The sequence below is a fragment of the Streptomyces sp. McG3 genome, assembly GCF_018619185.1.
Classification (GTDB): domain Bacteria; phylum Actinomycetota; class Actinomycetes; order Streptomycetales; family Streptomycetaceae; genus Streptomyces.
On record NZ_JAAXYC010000064.1, the window covers coordinates 12,004 to 32,906 of the forward strand.

At 74.9% G+C, this 20,903-nt stretch carries 1 protein-coding gene; it reads right to left on the minus strand.

Annotated elements, in window-relative coordinates; all coding sequences use genetic code 11:
* Window positions 1–8: 8 nt before the first annotated feature.
* Entirely contained in the window at window positions 9–20,813 is a 20,805-nt protein-coding gene (locus tag HET64_RS13610) for a lonely Cys domain-containing protein (RefSeq protein ID WP_308370024.1), read from the minus strand.
* Window positions 20,814–20,903 lie beyond the last annotated feature (90 nt).

A 20,903-nucleotide genomic window follows, 5' to 3' on the forward strand; every position in this document is an offset into this window, starting at 1 on the left:
CGCTGGGATCAGGCACGGACGTCGTTCAGTATGCGGCGGATCCGGTCGGCCAGGCTGCCGGGGGGTACCTGGTTCCGGGCCCGGAACCAGTCGTCGACCAGCCGCTCCAGCCGCTCGGGCGTCAGCGGGGCGGACCCTGACGCGGTGTCGGGACCGAGCGCCGACAGGAGGCGCAGGGCGTCCTCCAGGACGACGTTGTGCTCCTGGGCCCATGCGGCCACCGCGGGATCGGCGGGATCAGCCGGTCCGGACAACTCCTCGCCCCCGAGAGGGTGCAGAGCGTGTTCGTCGGGGAACAGTCCGTCGACAGCCACGTGCTGCCTCAGTTCCGCCTCGGTCAAGGGGGCGATCCTCCAGTAACGGCCCCAGTTGTCGACGTAGTCGAGGTCGGCCGACTCCGGGGCGCCGGCCTGCCGCAGCCGGTCGAGGACCAGTTGGCTGCCCCGCATGATCTCGTCCAGGCCGTGGTGCTCCGCCTGCAGCATCTCCGCCATGAGGGCGAGCCGGACCAGCCCGAGGTCGATGTCGAGGCCCCATTGCCGGCGCATCTTCACCGCCTGCGACATCAGCCGGTGGGCCGAACCGGAGGTGGCGGCCCGGACGAGGGCGCCCCTGTCCTCCGCTTCCGCCTGCGGGACGCTGTCCATGGCAATGTCGTACCGGTGCATGCCCGGAATCCACGGGATGCCGTCGTCCGGCATCAGAGCCCGCTCGGCCTCGCTCAGAGGCGGCGAGAGGTCCTCGGCGCGCGCCCGGGTCCGCAGCTCACGCGCGGCCCGCTCCATCCGCCGCTGTTCCTCGGGAGCTCTGTCCGGCTGCCCCGACAGCTCCTGGTAGGCGGTGATCGCCCCGGACGGAGGCCTGGCGGCCCGGTACTCCTCGGTGATCACGTCGGGGTTGGGGTCGGGGCTGCCGAGCAGTGCGGAGATGACTCCGCCCTGGCCGTCAGGCGCCTGGGAGCCGATCCAGAGCATGCCCATGCGTTCCCGCGTGTTGCCCGACTCCACGACGGCGAGGAGCCGGTCCCGGCCGGTGCCGACCGCGCCGTCGACGGTGGGGTCGTCCGAGCCCAGTTCCGTCCAACGGCCTGCCGCGACAGCCCGGTCCCACAGCTCGCGGGTCATCACCGCGAGCTGAGCGTCGACCGCTTCGTGGCCGCCGAGATACCGGCCGAGGCGCCGCTCGAAACGCACGGCCTCGGTCATGTAGCGGATACGGGCCATGACCCACTCCGGCGCCGGCCGGTCCGCCGCCCGGGGCAGCACGGACGCCGGGGCGAAGGACAGGGCGTGCACCAGCCGGTTCAGCCGCTCCTCCTCGTCCACGGCCGTATCGCCCGGTCCTTCCCGAAGCCCGGCCAGATGGCGGTCCCCGTCCGCGACCAGCAGGGCGAGCGGTCCGCCTTTGGTGCGCTCACCGTGGAACGTCACCTCGTCGTCGGGGCCCGCCACGGCCACCGTCACACCGAGGCGGCGTGCCGTCGCCGCTGCGAGGGGCCCCATCGGCAGTGTGGTGCCGCCCTGTTGGTACGAGGGGTCGGCGAGCAGCACCCGCAGGCGCTGCACCGGGGCCAGCTCCACCCGCGAGGCCGGGAGGCGGTCGCCGTAGAGCATGGCCTCCGTGCGCAGGGATATGCCGAGGGAGGCGCCGGCCCGGTCGAGGAGGGCCAGCGGAAGGTCCCGGCCGCCGTCCAGCGACGGGATGTCCAGGTCGGACACGTCGTCGTCGGTGACGGTGCCGCCCAGCCAGGCGCGGAAGTCGTCCGCCGTGTCGACGCCCGCGTCCCGCAGTCCGTCCGCGGCCACGTGGCGGACGGCCAAGAGCAGGACGTCCGCGGTCCGGTCCCCCTTGCCCGCGGACTCGTGCAGGGCGAAGAGGGCGCCGTCGAGTTCGGCGGCGTACGGTCCCGTGCGGCGGTAGCCGTCGCGGGGCGCGGTCGCCTCCGGCTGCCACGTCTCCGACTCGCCGGTCGCGCCCGTGTCGTCGGCGTCGTCGGTGAGTTCGACGATCCGGGGCGAGGTGCCGTCCTGCGCGTTGTGGTACGCCGAGTGCGGGTAGCCGGGCATCTCCCGGAACTCGAAGGACGTCCCCCCTGTCGTCTCACCGCCGGGCAGCGCCCGGTGGGTGGGGACGGGCCTGCCGTCGCCGTCGCGTTCCCAGGACACGAAGCCCGTCGCAGCGGCCAGTCGGCCGTACTCCTCCTGCCGTTCCGCCCAGTCCGCGTCGTCGAACGACGCGATGCCGATCGTGCTGCCGTCCTGTCGGCGCACGGTCCGCAGCACCGGTGTGCGACGCGACGACGTCTCCCGGGCGTCGGCCGGGGGCGCGATGCCGAAGAGTTCGTCGGGAGTGCCGGATGTCGTGCCGGTCGTGGTCGCCTCGGTGACGTCGATGCTCTCGTACGGCCGCGTGAGCGGGTCGCCGGGGACGACCGTCCGGGTGGTGACGTCGAAAGAGGCGCCCGGCGGGTACAGGACCTCGGTCTCCAGCGGCAGCACCACGAACGGGCTGACCTCCCGCGCGGTCGAGTCCGACACATGGACCAGTCCGAGGTGCGTGTCGCCGGGGGCTCCCTTGCTCCGGTGCATGAAGCCGAGCGCTTCGTCCCGCTGCAGTGCCGTGCTGCGGAAGAAGGGCACGGTGATGCGGTTCCGCCCGTACACCGGTCCGTCGGACGGTGGCGCGTCCAGCGGCCCGGGCATTCCGCGGTCGCCCCACCAGACGTCTCCGTGCAGCGGGGGCAGGATCTCCAGCGCCTCGACCACCATGTCGACGTGCGAGGGGAGTTCCGCGAACACCGCGTCGGCCATCGCGTCCAGACGGCGCCTCAAGGCGGCCACCACAACGGTCCGTTCCTGGAGGTCGTCCACGTCCCACAGGGCATCGAACAGAGCGCTGAAACCCCGCTGCCGGCGCAGCGTCATCGGGAGCAGGTCGGCGGCTCCGACCTCCGCCATCTTGCTGGTCATCGTCCAGGCGTTGAGACGTACGAGTCGACGCCCCATACCCGCGCCGAACCGCTCGCCGTTGAGGAACGCCTTCATCAGACGGTAGTCGGCGCCGCTGTACAGGTGGATCGCCGTCAGGTGGGCGGGCGACAGCCGCCGCAGCGCGTCCCGGCCCGCGTCGCCGTAGCGGTCGAGCCAGGCGAGAAGCGCCCTGTTCCGGGCGGTGTCCGGGTGCAGGGTGCCGGCAAGCGCGGCGTCGACCAGGTGCGCGAGGTCGTCGGGGAGGTTCAGCCCACTGCGCGTGATGTCCCTGCCGAACGTCATCCGCTCGGCGTACAGCGTGAGGTGCGGCGGGACCGGCTGCCCTGCGGGCGGGGCCGTCCGTCCGTCCCGGTCCGGGCCGCCCGTCGTGAGCGAGTCGGCCGCCCAGGTGTGGAGTCCGGCGCCGTCGCGCAGCGCGGTGTCGCGCTCCGCGGCGGTTCCCCGGCCGACCCGGTGGGAGGCGCGCAGGATCTCGTGGAGCGACTGAAGGTCGGCCGGGATCGCCCAGGCGATGAGTGCGTCCCGCAGGACGGTCAGGCCGTCCGGTGCCGCACCGAGCGCGGCGTAGGTGCGCAGAAGCCGTAGCGCGGGGCCGTCCTCGCCGCCCACGCGGCGCATGCCGCGGCTGTCGTGCACCTCGCGGTAGGAACTGCCCGGCGTGTAGCGCCCCTGCCGGCCGGGCGGGCGCGCCAGGGTCTCGGCCGTCTCGCGGGGCAGGCCGTGGCCCGCGTGGGCCGCGTACGTGAGCGCGGTCATGAGGGCGGCGAGGGTGGGCGGCCCGGGCGGGGCGGTCAGCAGCCGCTCCAGCGCCGCGGCCGGGTCGCCCGGGGGTGCGTCCGGGGCGAAGAAGGCGCGCAGGGCAGCCTGCTCGCCGTGGCGCGTGGTGAGTTCACCGGCCAGGCGGGACACCGCGTCGCGTGCTGCCTCGGTGAGCCCTGCGGCGCGGCCCGTGTGCGCGGCGAACGCGAGCTCGAAGGCCGTGCTGCGACGCTGCCACTCCCGGTCGCGGTACAGGGCGGCGAACCGGGCCGTGCCGGGCGATCCGGCGGGACGCCAGGACCGTACGGCCCAGGCCGGGCCGGTCGCGGGCGCCGGTCCGGTGGCTACGGGCGCCGCCTCGGCGGGGTCGCGCCCCGGGGCGCTGTCCTGGCCCTCCGTGGACACCGGGGTGGCGTTGATGGGGACGGCGGACGGATAGGCGATGTCCGGCCGGCCGCTCTCCCCGCCGGGTTCCTGGGCGCGGCGGGGCGTGTCGGCCGTGAAGTGGAAGGTACCGGTGCCGGATTCGTGCCGGGCCGAGTGGACCGGCCAGGCGGCGGGGCCGGCCTTGACCGCCCCGCCGGGCGTCCCCGTCGCGGCCCCCTGGGCCGGCCGGGGCCTCCAGATGGTCCTGGTCCACTGCCCCAGCTTCTTCTCCCGCAGGGCGGTGATGCGCAGCGGGTCGAACGGGTCGTCCTCGATCAGGTCCAGTGGTCCGGAGTAGCCGAAGGCGCTGCGGCCGGTGCGGTCGGTGAACGGCTGGGTCCGCCGCGCGTCGCCGTTGGTGAAGCCGGCCATCGGGAAGACGACGGGGACGTCGACGCCCGCTTCGGTCACCAGCGGGGCCAGGTCGAGCAGCGCCCACAGCTCCTCGTCGGGGACGGGCAGCGGGGCGTGTCCGGGCAGGTGGATGACGGTGCCGCCGTCGTCCGCCCGGGTCCCGGTCCAGATCACCAGGGACTTTCCACCCGGCTCCGTGGACCTCCACCGGGCCGGGTGGGGAAGGGTGAGGACGTCGTTGCCGGCCTTGACCCGCGCGTACCACCGGTCGCTCTCCACGCCGTTCGGAGCAGGCCGTCCGCTCCAGTTGTAGCCGGTGGGCTCCGTCCCGTCGGTGAGAGTCTGCCGGAGTGCGCCGAGTTCGCGGAGGTGGTGGGCGGCGAGCTGGTGCGGGTCGGTGATGTCGATCCGGCGCGCGTGGGCCCGTACCGCCAGGAACGTCAGGTCCGCCGTCGTCGCGTCGCTCCACGCCTCCGTGTCCGCGAGGTGGAGGGCGCGGCGGCCCAGGCTCTCCTGCTGCGCCGGGTCCAGGCGGAACAGGACCAGGTCGACGCCGGCCACCATCGCCCAGAAGGCGCGGGTGAGGTCCTTGGGCCGCAGGGTTACGGGTTCGGGGAGGCCCACCGCGTCGCGGACGAGGTCCTCGCCCTGGCTGCCGGAGAGTTCGTCGACGGCGTACGTCAGGGGGGTGTCCGGCAGCATCCCGGAGAGCGTGCTGCCCGGCTGCCCGCCGATCAGCTGCCGGGCGGCGTCCAGGACGTCCCGGTAGGCGTCGCGGCCCGGGGTGTCACCGCCGACGCGCCGGGCGAGGAACGTCCACAGCTCCATCCGGAACGGGGTGAACCGCCGCATGCCGGGGTCGTTGGCGCGCAGGGTCTCCAGCGCGGCGATCCCCTTCAGCGCCCGCTCGTACCCGCCGCCCGGCACCCAGCGGTCGTCCTCCACGGCGTGGTCGAAGACCAGGCGCAGCGCGCGGACCAGCCGCAGGACGGTCGCCCGGACCTCCGGCGGCACGGTGTCCGGATCGCCGTGCAGGTCCGCGAGCACGGCCAGGCGGTCCAGTTCGGCGTCGGTCGGCTCGGGGCGGACGCGCACCACGCGGCCGACCACCCCGCCGGGGGTGTCCTCCAGTACGTAGGAGTCGTCGTCCAGCGCCGCGACCAGGGTCGGGCCTTCGACCTCCCGCCGGCCGACGTTGGCCGTGTGCTGGATGAGGGGGAGCTCGTCCAGCGGGTCCTCCACCGGCCTTACCGGGCGGCCCTCCTGCTGCGGGTCGCGGTGGTTGCCCGCCGACGCCGCGTAGCAGACCTGGAGGCCGATCCGGTGGCCGGGCGGCAGCTCGCGGACCTCGCGCAGTCCGCCGATGTACCGTCCGCCGTCGGGCGCGGCCAGCAGTACCGTCGAGCCGTCGCGCAGGACGATGGCCAGCGCGCCGGGGAAGCCGTGCCCGTAGTAGGTGTAGACCGCGCGGTCCGGGGTGAACGGCTCGGTGCTGACGAGCTGGTCGCCCAGGGTGGTGGCCGCGTAGTGGATCCGCTGCCGCCGGTGGAAGAGCCCCCGCAGCATCCTCTCCCGCTGGTCCAGGTCGTCGCCGACCGACACCCTGCCGTGCCGCACGCGACGGTCGAAGACCAGGGGGCGGGTCGCCACGTCGCTGTCGCGGAAGGTCCTGCCCTCGACCGAGGTCCACTGCCGGTCCTCGTAGGGCGCCGGCACCGCGGGCGGGTCGAAGGGGACCCAGTCGCCGTGCCAGCCGGTGGTGTCGTGGACCGTCATCGTCGGGATGCGGGCCTGGAGGGCGGAGTCGTGGCGGAGCCGCCCGTCGCCACTGGGGGCCCATACCCGTCGGCCGAGCCGGCCGGCGACCGCGCGCACCAGTTCCAGGTACTGCGCGCCGGCGTACGGGATCGCCAGGACCACCGGCACGTGGGGCGGCAGTGCGGCCAGTTCCGGATCGGCGGCCAGGTTCTCCGCGAACGCCTCCGGGGTCAGGCCCTGGGCGTCAAGGGCACGGTCGCCGAGCAGATAGGCCTCGCTCCCCCAGGGTGCGGGCTCGTCCGGCGCCTGGGCGGCCTGTCCGTCCACAACCTCCCGTACCCGGTCGGTGCGCACCCGGTCGGTCCAGGCGCCCGTCAGATCGCGTCCGAGCACCTTCCCGGCGTCGTCCCGCAGCACGGTGGCAGGGTCCTGGAAGGGATCCGTCCCCAGGTCGGCCGGGGACGGCGGCCCGAAGAAGGCCGGCTGGTCCTGGCCGGTGGCGGCGGTGAACCGGCGGGCGGCGGCGGTCCATCGGCCCGGGGCGTTGGTCGCCGGGTCCGGCAGGGCGACGATGCCGAGCGGGGTCTTGGGGCTCGGGGCAGTGAGCGCCATCGGGGCGCTGTAGCCATGGGCGGGGCGGCCGGTGCGCTGCGAGAACCGCTGCACCAGCTCCGGGCTCAGCGCCCCCGGTCCGGTGGTGAGGAACAGCACCGGGATGCCGAGAGAGACCGTGCGCAGCGCGGGCGCCAGGTCCAGCAGGGCCAGGAACTCGTTCTCCGGTACGGGGACGGGGGCGCGGCCGGGGAGGTGAAGGACGGGGGTGCCGGCCGGGTCGACCTCGATGACGTTGAGCAGGGGCATGGGCTTGCCGGGGCCGGCCCATTCGGGTGTGAGCTGGTGGGAGGCCGTCCCGTCGGGCCGGCGCAGGGTGCTCCAGTCGATCCCGGCGGGGGCGTTGGCGCCGGACCAGTTGACACCCTGGATGCTGGGTCCCTGCCGCAGCACGGAGGCCGGGCCGAAGGCACCGCTCTCCGCCAGGTGGAACGCGGCGAGCAGGTCGTGGTCGGTGGCGTCCATGCCCTGGGCGATCGCCTTGGCCGACACCGCCCAGACGGCTTGCTGCTGGTTCCGGCCCCAGGTGGCGGCGGGGTCGAGATGGAGGACCTTGCGGCCCATGGATGCGCGGGCGCCGGGGGTCATCGGGCGGAAGAGCTGGGCGGCCCGGGCCGTGGCCCACAGCGTGGACGCCACGTGGCGCGGGGTGAAGGGAGCCTGGGGTGGCAGCGACTGGACGTGGCGGATCGCCTGCTCGCCCGCGTCCGCCAGTTGCGTCAGAGTGATCTGGAGCGTAGGCGACGGCACGGCGTCGGTGAGGCGGGCGTCAGGGTCGGCCGCGATGCGGGCGGCCGCGTGGTCGAGAAGGGCCTGGTATCCGGCAAGGTCCGGTTCCCGGCCGGTGTGTTCGCGGACGAAGAAGTCGAGCAGGTCCCTGCGGAACGGGGTGTACCCGTTGAGCGAGGAGTCGTTGGCGCGCAGGCGCTCCAGTGCGCCGATGCTGCGCAGTGCGCGCTCGTAGCGCCCACCGGGGGTGGCCCGGTCGTCCTCGATGGCGTCGCCGAACACCGCCCGCAGGGCGCGTACCAGCCGGAGCGTCGCCTCCCGGGTCCCGGGCGGCACGTCGCCCGGGGTCCGGTGGAGTCCGGCGACGCGTGCCAGTCGGTCCAGCTCGTCGTCCTGCGGTTCGGGGCGGCGCAGCACGCGGCGCCCGTGTCCGCCGTCGGCCGCGCCCATGATGAAGCGCCGGGTGTCGTCCATGCCGGTCATCCGGGTGGATCCGTCGGTGTCGCGGCGGGTCAGGTTGGCGACGAGCTGGTCGAGCGGGACGTCGCCCAGCGGGTCGTCGACGTGCGGGACGGGGGCGAACGACGGCTGCTGGTGGGCGGGGTCGCCGTCCGAGGAGCTCCAGCAGACCTCCAGGTGCATGCGGTGGCCGGGCGGCAGTTCGCGGACCTCGCGCAGCCCCGCGATGTATGCGGCCGCCTCGTGCTTGCCCAGCCAGATGGTCCGGCCGTCGCGGAGCGGGAGCTGCATCCGGCCGGGTTCGCCGTGGCCGGCGTAGACGTAGACGGCCGCGTCCATGGACACCGGTTCGGAGGCCGTCTCCTGGGCGCGGGTGCCGGCGGGCGTCCAGTGGACGAGCCGTCGCATCCTGCGCAGGGCGCGGAAGTTGCGCTCGCGCCGCCGCAGCGCGTCCCCGCGGTGGACGGCGATCCGGCCGAACCGCTGGTGGTTCTCGTCGGCCAGCGGACGGGTGACGACGTCGCTGTCGCGGAACACGGTGCCGTCCAGCGCCGTCCACGTCCGGTCCTCGTGCGGTCCGGCCGCCGGTGACGGAGCGACGGACACCCACGCCCCGACCGGGGCATCGGGGTCGGGGTCCATCGTCACCAGGACATGCGCGTCCCCGGTGCCGTCGGGGACGATCCGGCCCACGCCGCTCGGCCCCCACACGGTGCGGCCCAGCCGGTCGGCCACCACCCGGAGCGTCTCCAGGTAGCGGTCCCCGGTGTACGGGACAGCGAGGACGACGGGCACGTCCTTCGGGAGCTTCGCCAGCTCCGGGTCGGCGGCCAGCGCGTCGGCCAGCGCCTCCGCGTCCAGGACCCGGCCGTCCGCCGTCCGCACCCGGCCGTCCTCACCGTCGGCGGTGACGACGTAGGCGGTGTCCGGCCAGGGGGCGGGGTCGGTCGCGACGACCTTCGGCGCGGCGCCGGGCCGGTTCTCGATGGTCCGCAGGGTTCCCGGGAGGATCCGGCTGACGTTCTTCGCGGTCCAGTTACGGCCCTGCGCGGCCCCGGCCGGGCCGGTCAGCAGGGTCTCGGGCGCCAGCAGCGGATCGTTCGGCCCGGTGAACACGCCGGACGCCGGTAGCGGCGCTGCGGTGGTCGGCGCGGCGGCGGGGGCGGTGCCGGCAGGGGCGAAGAAGTCCGGGCCGACGGATCCTGCGGCGGCCGTGTCCCAGGCGCGCACGCTGTGGTGCTGCGGGGTGATCGCCATCCCCGACAGCTCCAGGTCGATCCCGACCGATCCGGCGGCCGAGAGCAGCAGGAACTGCAACGCCACCGGCAGCGGCGGTTCGGCCTGCCCGTTCGCGGTGAAGTACGCGCCGACCGCCGTACGCAGGTCGCTCCAGCTGAGCGGGGTGCGGACACCATTGGCCGCGCGGGTCTGCTCCAGGGCCCCGAAGCCGCGCAGCAGCGCCTCGAACGCGGTCGCGTCGTTCTCCAGCAGGGGGCCGTAGACCAGCCTGACCGCCCGGACCCAGCGGCGTACGTCCGGGGCCCGGCCCCGGTCGCCGGTGATCCGCTCGGCCCACCGGCCGAGTTCGGCGGTCGACGGCTCGGGGCGGAACCCGGCCCACCAGTCGCCCTCGGCCAGCTGCCAGCGGGGCCCGGCCGTCCGGTCGGCGGGTACGAGGAACGCCTCCGCGCCGCTGCCGGGGGCCCAGACCCAGCGGTCCAGGCCGTTGGCCAGTTGCTGGCCGGCCACCGGGGTGTCCAGCGGGTCGGCGGGCGGCGGGCCCGCGAGATCGGCCCCCGTCACCAGGACCGGACGTTCCGGGGCCAGCGCGGTGAGGTCCCCGTCCACGGCGTACAGGACGTCCACGATGCGGGCGTAGGCGAACGCCGCGTCGGTGCCGTCGGCCAGCGCGAGGAGCGCGCCGCCGGGGCCGCCGCGCAGCCCGACCAGGTACGCGTCCTCGAAGGGCAGGGCCTGGACGGGGCTTTCGAGCGGCACCGGGCCCGGCCGCAGGTAGGTGAAGCCGGTCACCTGGGGCAGCAGGCCGTGGTGCTGCCGCAGTCCGTCCTGCCAGGCTGCCAGCGGCAGGGAGGACGTGCCCACCGGGATGTCCTGCGCGTCGCGGTGCCGGATCACCATCACGCGGTCCAGAAGGACGCGGGCGCCGTCCATCGCGACCGCTTCCGCGTACCACCGCATGACCGGCGGGGTCTGCGCCGGGTCGGCGAGGACGGCCAGGGCGCCGCGTGCCGCGTCGAAGAAGGCCCGGGCCTTCGCCTGTCCGCCCAGGGGGATGTCCGGCAGCAGCGCGTACGCCTCCGTCAGCGCGCCCCGCAGGGCCTGGTACGCGGGGTGGCCGTCGTGCAGGGGCCGGCCCAGCGCGTACTCGCCCAGCGCCAGGGCGATGTTCCGGCTGTCCCACTCGGTCAGCGGCCTGCGGGTGGCACCGCCCGCCTGGGGGATACCGGCTCGCGCCGCCACCATCAGGAAGCCCGCGACGCCCTGCACCACGGGGTTGTCCACGATCCGCCGGACGGACTCGCGCAGCACGTCCTCGGGGAGCGGGGCCCGGGACCGCAGGGCGCGCTCATAGGCGGCGCGGCTGAGGGCGGACAGTTCGGTGACGGCGCGCTGGATCTCCTCGGGCGTCATGAACTGGCCGGTGTAGCCGAAGTGCCGCAGCTCGGCGAGGACCAGGGGGACGGCCAGCCGGCCGTCGTCGGTGTCCAGGACCGGGTAGTCGCCGTCGTCCATGCCGACGGCGTAGCGCTGGCTGACGGGCTCCCCCTGGGACGTGCGGCCGGTGAGGACGGCGGTCCAGTGCTCGCGGGGCGTCGGCACCTCCGACCCGGCGGTGTCGAAGAAGGCGGGATCGGCGGGCAGATGGGGCGTCAGCCGCTGCCGGAAGAAGCCCAGCAGTCGTCCCAGTTGCTCGGCGGCGTCGGCGGAGAGCTGGTCGTGGTGCTCGTTCAGGAACGCCCGGGTGCGGGGGCGCAGCGCCCGCAGGATCCGGTCCAGGGCGTTGCGTGAGGCCGCGGGCAGGAGGTTCTTGATCAGCTCCGGGTCGGTGCCCGGCGGGCGGGCGTTGTCGAAGACGTCGCCGATCGGCGCGGCCACGACGTTCTGGAAGCCCAGCCATCCGTAGCCCCATACCTCGTCGACCTCGGGGATCGCCGCGAGGAAGGGTGCGATGTGGCTCTCCACGGCGAGCGTGCCGAGGAGCTGGTTCGCGTACGTCGCGGTGAGCGACTGGCCGAAGTTGCGGGCGCCGGCGACGGCCATCTCGAACTTGGGGACGGTCAGCCGCTGGTGGGCGATGTCCTGGAGCTCCCGGAGGCCGACGGTGGGATAGCCGAGGGTCAGCTGCCCGTAGGCGGTCCAGTCGAAGCCCTCGGGGGCGGGGTTGACCTTGGCGTTCAGCCCGGTCTCGGTGAACGTCCAGCCGCCGAGCGGGCCCAGCATCTCGGTGAGCGGGACGGCGACCTGGCGCTCGTCCGGCAGCCGTCCGGCGGCGCGCGCCCGCTGGAGCTGGGCCATGCCCTCCTCCTGGGTCTGCCGGCGCTCGCCGGGGAGGACGGCCATGGGGTCGAGGACGAACTCGCCGATGGCGAAGTTCCGGCGGACCGGGCGCGGCTGCCCCGGGGGCACCTGCGGCTCGTTGACGTGGAGGAGGCCGTCGGCCGTCATCCAGAAGCCTCGGCTGTCGGTGACGAGCGTGATGCCGGGACCGTGGGCGAGGACGAGCGTCGAGGTGAGGCGGCCGGGCAGGTCGAGGAAGAGGTCGCGGCGCTCCTCGACCTCCAGTCCGATGGCGCCGTAGCCGGGCTCGACCGGCGCGTCCAGACCGGCGTGGACCGTGGAGGAGGACGGGGCGAACTCGGGGAGGGCGTGTTCCAGGGCCTGCCCGCCGGGTCCGACGACGACGGCACGGGCGTCGGACGCCGCGACCGCGGGCGGGAGCGAGGACACCTGCCGGCCGTGGCCGGCCGAGAGGTCCACCCACACCACACCGCCGCTGCCGTCGAGGTGGTAGGCCGCCCAGGCGTGCCCGGGGGCCGCTCCCTGGCGGTGGGCCAGGACGAGGGCCACGGTGCCGGGTCCCTGGGCGGTGACCGCTCCGGCCACCGCGTCCCACGAGCGGACCCGGCGCCACCCGGGGCCCATCACCAGGGACGACTCCGTGGCGGGTACGCCGACCGCCGTGTCGTCCACCGTCCGCGCCGGGCGGACGCCCTGCGGGAACAGTTCGGCGCGCAGCGCCCCCAGCAGCGCCAGGCACCGTTCGACCGTCAGGCCGCGCACCGGTTCCCGGCCCGTCACCCGGCGTACCAGCGCGGTGAGTCCGGCGCGGTCGAGCGGCGGCCCCACGGTGATCTCGGCCCCGGTCAGGCTGCGCGGCGTGGTGAGCAGAGCCGTGGACGGGGGCGCGGTGGACGGTTCCGTGTCCGGTACGGGGGTGAGCCGCGCGGCCGGCTTCGGGGAGGAGAACAGGGCTTCGCCGTACGGGGCGGTCGCCAGGACGCTGGAGTTCAGGCCCTGGAGCCATGCCCTGCGCCAGGCACCCGGCCGGCCGCTCGCGGTCTCGGGGCGTCCGATGAGCCGCAGCGGGGCGGCGGCACCGGGCTGCGGGGTGGCCGTGGCAGCGGGCGGGGTGGTCGGGGCCACCGTCAACGCGCCGCTGTACGACCAGCCGTTGCGGGCGGTGCGGTTGGAGAACGCCTCGGAGAGTGCGGCAGCGCGTCCCGTGCCGCTGCCCGCGCCGGAGAGCACGAACAGGACAGGGACCCCGAGGGCGACGGTGCGCAGCGGCGGGGCCAGGTCGAGGAGGGCCAGGAACTCGCGGTCGGCGACGCGGAGGGGCCGCATGCCCGGCAGGTGGAGGACCACGAAGCCGTCGGCGTCGGTGTCGGTCCACGCCACCATGGCGTCCGCGGGTTCGCCCTCGGCGGCCCACGGCGCGCGGAAGTGCTGGAGGGATGCGCCGTCGGCCCCGGTGTCCTGACGGCCGACGGCCCGCAGGTCGATCCCGCCGGGCGCCGGGCTGCCGCTCCAGTTGAAGCCCTGGAAGCCCTCCCCGGAACGCAGTTGGCGGGCGGGGCCGAAGGCCCCCTTGGAGGCGAGGTGGAAGGCGGCCAGCGTGAAGAAGTCCGCCGGGTCGAGTCCGGCCGCGATGGCCTGGGCCGTCAGCATGTACAGGTGCTGCTTGCGCGCCGGGGCCCACTCCTCGTCGGGGAACACGTGCAGGACCCGGCGGCCCAGCTTCTCCGTGAACGCGTCGTCCCGGCCGGCCATCTGCTGGGCGGCGCCCGCCATCGCCCAGAAGGCCTGTGTCACGGCGCGTTCGGTCACCGGTACGTTCTCGGGCTGCCGCAGCACGTTCCGTACGAGCGGAGCGCCGAACTGGGTGACCTGCCGGATCGCGTGCTGGATCGCCGGGTCCCCGATGGCTTCGCCCAGGGGGGCCTCCGGCTTCTGCGCCAGCAGGCCGGCGGCCAGGTCCAGGACCTTGCGGTAGTCGTCGGGGCCCGGGGTCTTTCCTCCCACCCGCTGGGCGATGAAGGTCCACAGCTCCATGCGGAAGGGGGTGAACCGGTTCAGCGCCTGGTCGTTGGCGCGCAGGGTCTCCATGGCGCCGATGCCCCGAAGCAGCCGCGCGTGCGGGGCCTTGTCCTGTTCGGCCTCGGGGCCGAAGACGATGCGCAGGGCCCGCACCAGCCGGAGGGTGGTCGCGCGCACCTCCGGCGACGCCTCACCGTCCCCGGTGTGCAGGCCCGCGGTGCGGGCCATCTCGTCCAGGTCGTGCGGCAGCGGCTCGGGGCTGACCCACCTGCGGCGCCCGGCGACCGGGCCGGGGGCGTCGTGCAGGATGTGCGCGTCGGTGTGGAAGCCGCTGCTCATCAGCGACCCCTCGGTGACGCGGCGGCTCACGTTCGCCGTGTGCTGGGCGAGCGAGACCTCCTCCAGCGGGTCCTGGACGGCGGGCGCGGGGCGGTTGTCCAGCTGCGGCAGGGCCGGGTTCCCCGGCGCGTCGCTCCAGCAGACCTCCAGCTTCATCCGGTGGCCTTCGGGCAGTTCGGTGACCTCGGGCAGTCCGCCGATGTACCGGCCGCCGTCCTCCGCGCTCAGCCACACCGTCCGGCCGTCGCGCAGGGCGAGTTGCAGGCCGCCCGGCAGCCCGTGGGCGACGTACACGTACGACGCCGGGTCCGGGGTCCGGGACTCCTCGCTGATCAGCGCGGTCCGACTGCCCGACGCCATCAGATGGACCAGCTTCCTGGCCCGCTGGTAGGTACGCATCAGGGTCTCGCGGCCCCGGACGTCGTCGCCGTGCGACATCCGGCCGAACCGCTCGTCCCGGTCGGAGACCAGGGGCCGGGTGAGGACGTCGCTGTCGCGGAAGGCGGTGCCGTCGAGCGCCGTCCAGAGACGGTCCGGGAGCGGCGCGGCCTTCTTCGTGGGCCGGAACGGCACCCAGGAGCCGAGGGGCTGGTCCGGGCCGTGGTCGATGAGCGCCGGGACGTGCTCGCGCTTCTTGTTGCGCACCAGTCGGCCGTCGCCGCTGGGGGCCCACACGGGACGCTCCAGCAGATTGGCGACCGCCCGCAGGTAGGCCAGGTAGCGCTCGTTGGCCAGGTGCGGGACGACCAGGACGACGGGGACGTCCTTGGGCAGCTTCGCCAGCTCGGGGTCGGCCGCGAGTTCGGCCGCCAGCTGCTCCGCGTCCAGCGTGCGCCCGTCGGGGAACCGCACCCCGTCCGGGCCGCTTCCGGCCCGGACGACGTACGCCGAGTCGCCCCACGGTGCGGCCCGGTCCTCGCCGGCCTTCTCCCTGGCCGGGGTGCCCGGTACCTCCTCGTACACCCGGACGCGTCCGATGCGCAGCTGGCGCACCTTCTCGTCCGTGAGATTGCGGCCGCGCGGGGCGCCCGAGGCGTTCGTCATGAGCGTCGCGGGCGACAGGAGCGAACCGGCCGGGGGCTGCCCCTGGTCGCCGACGCTCAGGGAGCCGATGTCCGGCAGTGCGCCGGCCTTCCGGTCCGACGGGCTGAAGACGATCAGGGCGCCCGTGCCGGAGGCGGCCGCGGGGGCGTTGGTCCGCCGGGCGGCGCGGGTCCAGGTGCCCGGCGTCTTCGTGGCCGGGTCGGTCAGCGCGAGGATGCCGAGCGGGGTGGCGGGGTCGCCGGAGGAGAGCATCATCGGCGCGCTGTAGCGGTACGCGGGGCGTCCGGTGCGCTCGGAGAACCGCTGCGCCAGCTGAGGGCTCAGGATCCCCTGGCCGGTGGTCAGGAACAGCACCGGCTGCTTCAGCGGGAGGGTCCGCAGGCCGGGGTCCCGCTCCAGCAGGGCCAGGAACTCGTTCTCGGAGACGGGCAGGGGCGCGCGGCCCGGCAGGTGCAGCACGATCCGCCCGGCCCCGTCGACCTCCACGACGTTCAGCACCGGCATCGGCTTGTGCGGGCCGGTCCAGGCGGGCTGCACCGAGGACATGCTGCTGCCGTTGGGCCCGAACCTCATCTGCCGCACGCTGCCCCAGTCGACCCCGGCGGGCATGGGGGTGCCGGACCAGTTGATCCCCTGGTCGTTCGCTCCCTGCCGGAGCACCGCGGGCAGGGTGAACGCGCCGCTCTCCGCGAGGTCATAGGCCGCCATGACGTCCTGGTCGCCTGCGTCCACGCCCTCGGCGATCGCCTTGGTGAGCAGCGCCCACAGCGACTCCTGCCGCGACCGGTCCCAGGCGGTGGCGGCGTCGAGGTGGAGGATCCTGCGGCCCATGGCCTCCCGGGCGGTCGGCGTCATCGGGCGCAGCAGCCGGGCCGCACGGGTCGTGGCCCACAGGGTCGAGGCGACCAGCCGGGGGGTGAACGGCGCCGGGGCCGGCAGTGACTGCACGTGGCGGATCATCTGCTCGCCCTTGTCCGCCAGTTGCTTGAGAGCGATGTCCAGGGACGGCGCGGGCACAGCGTCGGTGAGCTTGGTGTTCTCGTTGTCGGCGATCCGCTCCGCGGCGAAGTCGAGCAGCTCCACGTACCCCCGCTTGTCGGGGGCCCGGCCGGAGTGCTCCTGGACGAAGAAGTCCAGCATGTCCAGCCGGAACGGGGTGAGGTGGGAGATCGTCCCGTCGTTCGCCCGCATCCGCTCCAGCGCGACGACGCCCTTCATGACGCGCTCGAACCGGCCGTCCGGCCCACCGCGATGGTGCTCGAAGGTGGTGCCGAAGACGGTGCGCACCGCCCGGAGCAGCCGCAGCATCGTCTGCCGTGTCTCCGGCGGGACCGGGTCCGGGCCGCGGTGGAGTCCGAAGTCCCGGGCCAGGGCGTCCAGTGCGGGTCCCAGCGGTTCGGGGCGGCGCAGGACCCTGCCGCCCCGCTGACCGGTCGCCGAGGCGAGGGCGATGCGCTGGGTGTCGTTGAAGCCGGTCTGGCGGAGGGAGCCGTCCGTCTCCCGGCGGGTGATGTTGGCCACCAGCTGGTCGAGCGGCACGTCGTCGAGGGGGTCGTCCACGTGGGGCGTGTCGCCCAGGTAGGGGTACTGGCGGCGCGGGTCGCCGTCCGAGGAGCTCCAGCACACCTCCAGGTGCATGCGGTGGCCGGGCGGCAGCTTGCGTACCTCGGGCAGCCCGGCGATGTACGCCGCCGCGTCCCTCTTCTCCAGCCACACCGTCCGGCCGTCGCGCAGCGGAAGGTGCATCCGGCCCGGTTCGCCGTGGCCGGCGTAGACGTAGACCGCGGAGTCCATCGAGACCGGCTCCGAGCCGACCGACTCGTGCTCGGTGCCCGCGTCGGTGCCCTCGGGGAGCCGGTGCGACAGCTCCCGCAGCGTTCGGAACCGGCGGAGCCGCTGCGCCCGCCGCCGCAGGCCGTCCTTCTGCTCGACGGCGAGCCGCCCGAAGTGCCGGTGGTCCTCGTCGGTCAGCGGCACGGTGAGGACGTCGCTGTCGTGGAAGACGGTCCCGTCCAGCGCCGTCCACGTGCGGTCGAGGTAGGACCCGATCGCGGTCGAGGGCTCGACCGACACCCAGTCGCCGACCGGGGCGTCCGCGTCGCGGTCCAGCAGCGCGAGGACGTGGGCGCCCGACCCGTCGGGGACGGCGCGGCCCATCCCGCTCGGCCCCCACACGGTGCGGCCCAGCCGGTCGGCCACGGCTTGCAGCGTCTGCTGGTAGCGGTCGCCGGTGTACGGGACGGCGAGGACGACGGGCACGCCCTTGGGGAGCTTCGCCAGCTCCGGGTCGGCGGCGAGCGCGTCGGCCAGCGCCTCCGGGCCCAGTTCCCGGCCGTCCGGCAGCAGCACCCGGCCGTCCTCGTCGTCGGCGATCACCACGTACGCGGTGTCCGGCCACGGTGCCGGGCCGGTCGAGACGACCTTCGCCGCGGTGTCCGGCCGCTTCTCCAGGGTCCGCAGCGTGCCCGGGAGGACGCGGTCGATCTTCGCGCGGGTCCAGTTGCGGCCCTGGGTGCTCCCGGACGGGCCGGTGATCCTGGTCCGGGAATCCAGCACGGGGTCGCTCGGGCCGGTGAACGCGTCCGACGCCGTGGCGGAGGCGGGTGCGGGTGCGGGTGCGACCGGTGCGGCCGGCTGTCCGGCGGGAGCCGGGGCGAAGAGGGACATCTCCTCGTCCTGGTCGGTGACGTCCTCGACGAAGCCGCCCGGGGTGGCCGTGTCCCAGGCGCGCACGCTGTGGTGCTGCGGGGTGATCGCCATCCCCGACAGCTCCAGGTCGACCCCGACCGATCCGGCGGCCGAGAGCAGCAGGAACCGCAACGCCACCGGCAGCGGCGGTTCGGCCTGCCCGTTCGCGGTGAAGTACGCGCCGACCGCCGTACGCAGGTCGCTCCAGCTGAGCGGGGCCGTGAAGCCGTTCGCCGCGCGGGTCCGCTCCAGCGCCCAGAAGCCGCGCAGCAGCGTGGCGAGGGCGTTGCCCTGGTCGTCGACGGTGGGGCCGTAGACCAGCCGGACCGCCCGGACCCACCGCAGGACGTCGGGGGCCCGGCCCCGGTCGCCCGTGATCCGCTCGGCCCAGCGGGCCAGTTCGGGGGTGGTGGGCTCGGGGCGGAACCCGGCCCACCAGTCGCCCTCGGCCAGCTGCCAGCGCGGTCCGGTCGGCCCGTCGCCCGGGGCGAGGACGGGTTCGATGCCGCTGCCGGTGGTCCAGATCCAGCGGTCAAGGCCGTTGGCCAGTTGCTGGCCGGCCACCGGGGTGTCCAGCGGGTCGGCGGACGGCGGGCCCGCGAGGTCGGCCCCCGTCACCACGACGGGCCGGTCGGGGGCCAGCGCGGTCAGATCGCCGTCGAACGCGAACAGGAAGTCCACGATCCTCGCGTAGTCGACGACGGCGTCGGAGCCGTCGGACAGGGCCAGCGCGGCGGCCTCGGGTCCGCCGCGCAGCCCGACCAGGTACGCGTCGTGGAACGGCAGGTTCTGGACCGGGCTCTCCAAAGTCACCGGGCCGGGACGCACGTAGGTGAAGCCGACCACCTCGGGCAGCAGCCCGTACGTCCGCCGCCGGGCGTCCTGCCAGTCCTGGTCGGGGCGCGAGGAGGTGCCCAACGGGGTGCCGTCGGCGGCACGGTGCCTGACCGCGAGGACCCGGTCGAGGAGGACGCGGGAGCCGTCCGCCGCGACCAGTTCCGACGCCCACTCCAGCGGCGGGGGTGTCCGCTCCGGGTCGGCCAGGACCTCCAGGGCGCCCTGTGCGGCGGTGACCATGGCCTGGAGCCGGGGCCGGTGGCCCGGGGGAAGCGTGTCGACGGCGACGGCCGCCTCCTGGACCGCCGTGCGCAGGGCCCGGTGCAGGGGGTGGTCGGCGGGCAGCGGGGTACCGAGCGCGTACTCGCCGAGGGCGCGGGAGATCCGCTGGCTCTCGCCCACCGGCATCAGGCGGCGGGGAGACCCCGACGGCTGGGGCAGACCTGCCATCAGGACCATCTGCACGAAGTGGGCGAGGCCCCGGACGGCCTCGTTGTCCAGGATGCGGTTCAGGGACTCGGTCAGGACGTCGTCGGGCAGCGGGGCCCGCTGTGCGAGGGCCCGGCGGTAGGCCTCCCGGCTCAGCTCCGCCAGCTCGGCCACGGCCTGCCGGATCTGCTCCGGCGTCATCAACTGCTCGCCTTCGTAGGCGAAGTGGCGCAGCTCCGTGAGGACCAGCGGGATGTCGAGGCGGCCGTCGTCGGTGTCGAGGGTCGGATACCGGTGGTCGTCCATGTCGACCGTCTGCTTCTGCGAGACGACCTTGCCGTCGGAGGTGCGTCCGGTCAGCAGGGAGGTGGTGTGCTCGCGCGCGGAGGGGACGTCGCCGATCGTGGCGTCGAAGTAGCCCGGGAAGAGGGGCTTGTCCGGGGTGATGGTGCGCCGGTAGAGCTCCAGCAGCCGTCCGAGGGTGGCGGCGAGCCCCGCGCTGATGCTGTCGTGGTGCCGGTCGAGGAAGCCCCTGGCCCGGGGCCGCAGCGCCCGCAGGACCCGGTCGAGGGCCGGACGTGACGCCACCGCCAGGCCGTTCTTCACCATGAACGCGGCGGGGCCCTGGTTGAGGATGACGCCGGTCGGCCGGGCGACGGCGTGGGCGTAGGCGAAGCGGAGGTAGCCCCACAGGTCGTCGACGTCCGGGACCGGGGCGAGGAAGGGGACGACCACGTCGGGCACGTCGGTCCGTCCGGTGACGGCGCGGACGAACTCCGCGGTGGCCTTCATCGCGAACTCCCGGCCCGACGCCTCCACCGCCCCGATCGCGCCCTTGGGCAGCCGGTCCACCGCCCGGTCCTGGAGCAGGCTCAACCCGAGGGCGGGGAAGCCGGTGGTGGGCTGCACGTAGGCGCGGTTCGTCCGGACCGGGGTCTGGCCGACCAGAGTCCTGCCGCCCAGCTCGGTGACCGTCCAGCCGTCCTCGGCGGGCAGCAGGGCGGCGAGGGCGGTCTGCGGGGATGCGCCCGGCTCGTCGCGGCCGTCCAGGGCCCGTTCCACCCGGGCGAGCCGCTCCAGCGTCTCCTCGGGGGACTGCCGCCGCTCGCCCGGGAGCACCGCCATCGGCTCGACGACGATCTCACCGATGAGGTAACCAAACTGCTGGGGCTTCGGGTCGCCCGGCGCGATGGGCGGAAAGGTCAGGTGCAGGCGGCCGTCGGCCGTCCGCGTGACGCTCGCGTGGTCCGTGACGATGCTGAAGCCGGGGGCGGTGGCCAGGATCTGCTTGGCCGGAACATCGCCGAGGCCGCTGATCACGAAGACCAGCCGCCGTTCGATCTCCAGGCCGATGGCTCCGTAGCCGCGGCCGGTCGCCGCGTCCAGCAGGGAGTGCGGGGTGGAGGACGACGCGGCGAAGGAGGGCAGGGCGCCCTCGACGGCCCGGCCCGCCGGGCCGACGACCAGGGCACGCGCCTCGGACGCCGCGACCGGGGGCGGCGCGGAGGAGAGCTGCCGGCCGTCCCGGGCCGAGAGGTCCAGCCACATCACGCCGTCGAAACCGCCGAGATGGTAGGCGGCCCACGCGTGGCCCAGCGCCTCCCCCTGACGCCGTGCCAGGACGAACGCCGCCGCGCCCGGCCCCTGGGCGGCGACGGTCCGGGCCACCGCCTCCCACGAGCCCACGGGGCTCCAGCCCGGCCCCGGGACCAGGGTGGAGGCCGGTGTCACGGTGCCGAGCGCCGCGTCGTCGACCGTGGCCGCCGGACGCACGCCGCCCGGGTACAGGGCGTCCCGGAGCGCGCCCAGCAGCACCAGGCACCGCCGCACGGTGAGTCCCTGGCGCGATGCGGGGCCTGCGATCCGCCGGGCCGTCGCCGTCAGCCGGGGGCGGCTGAGCGGGGCGGAGCGCGGTGGGGC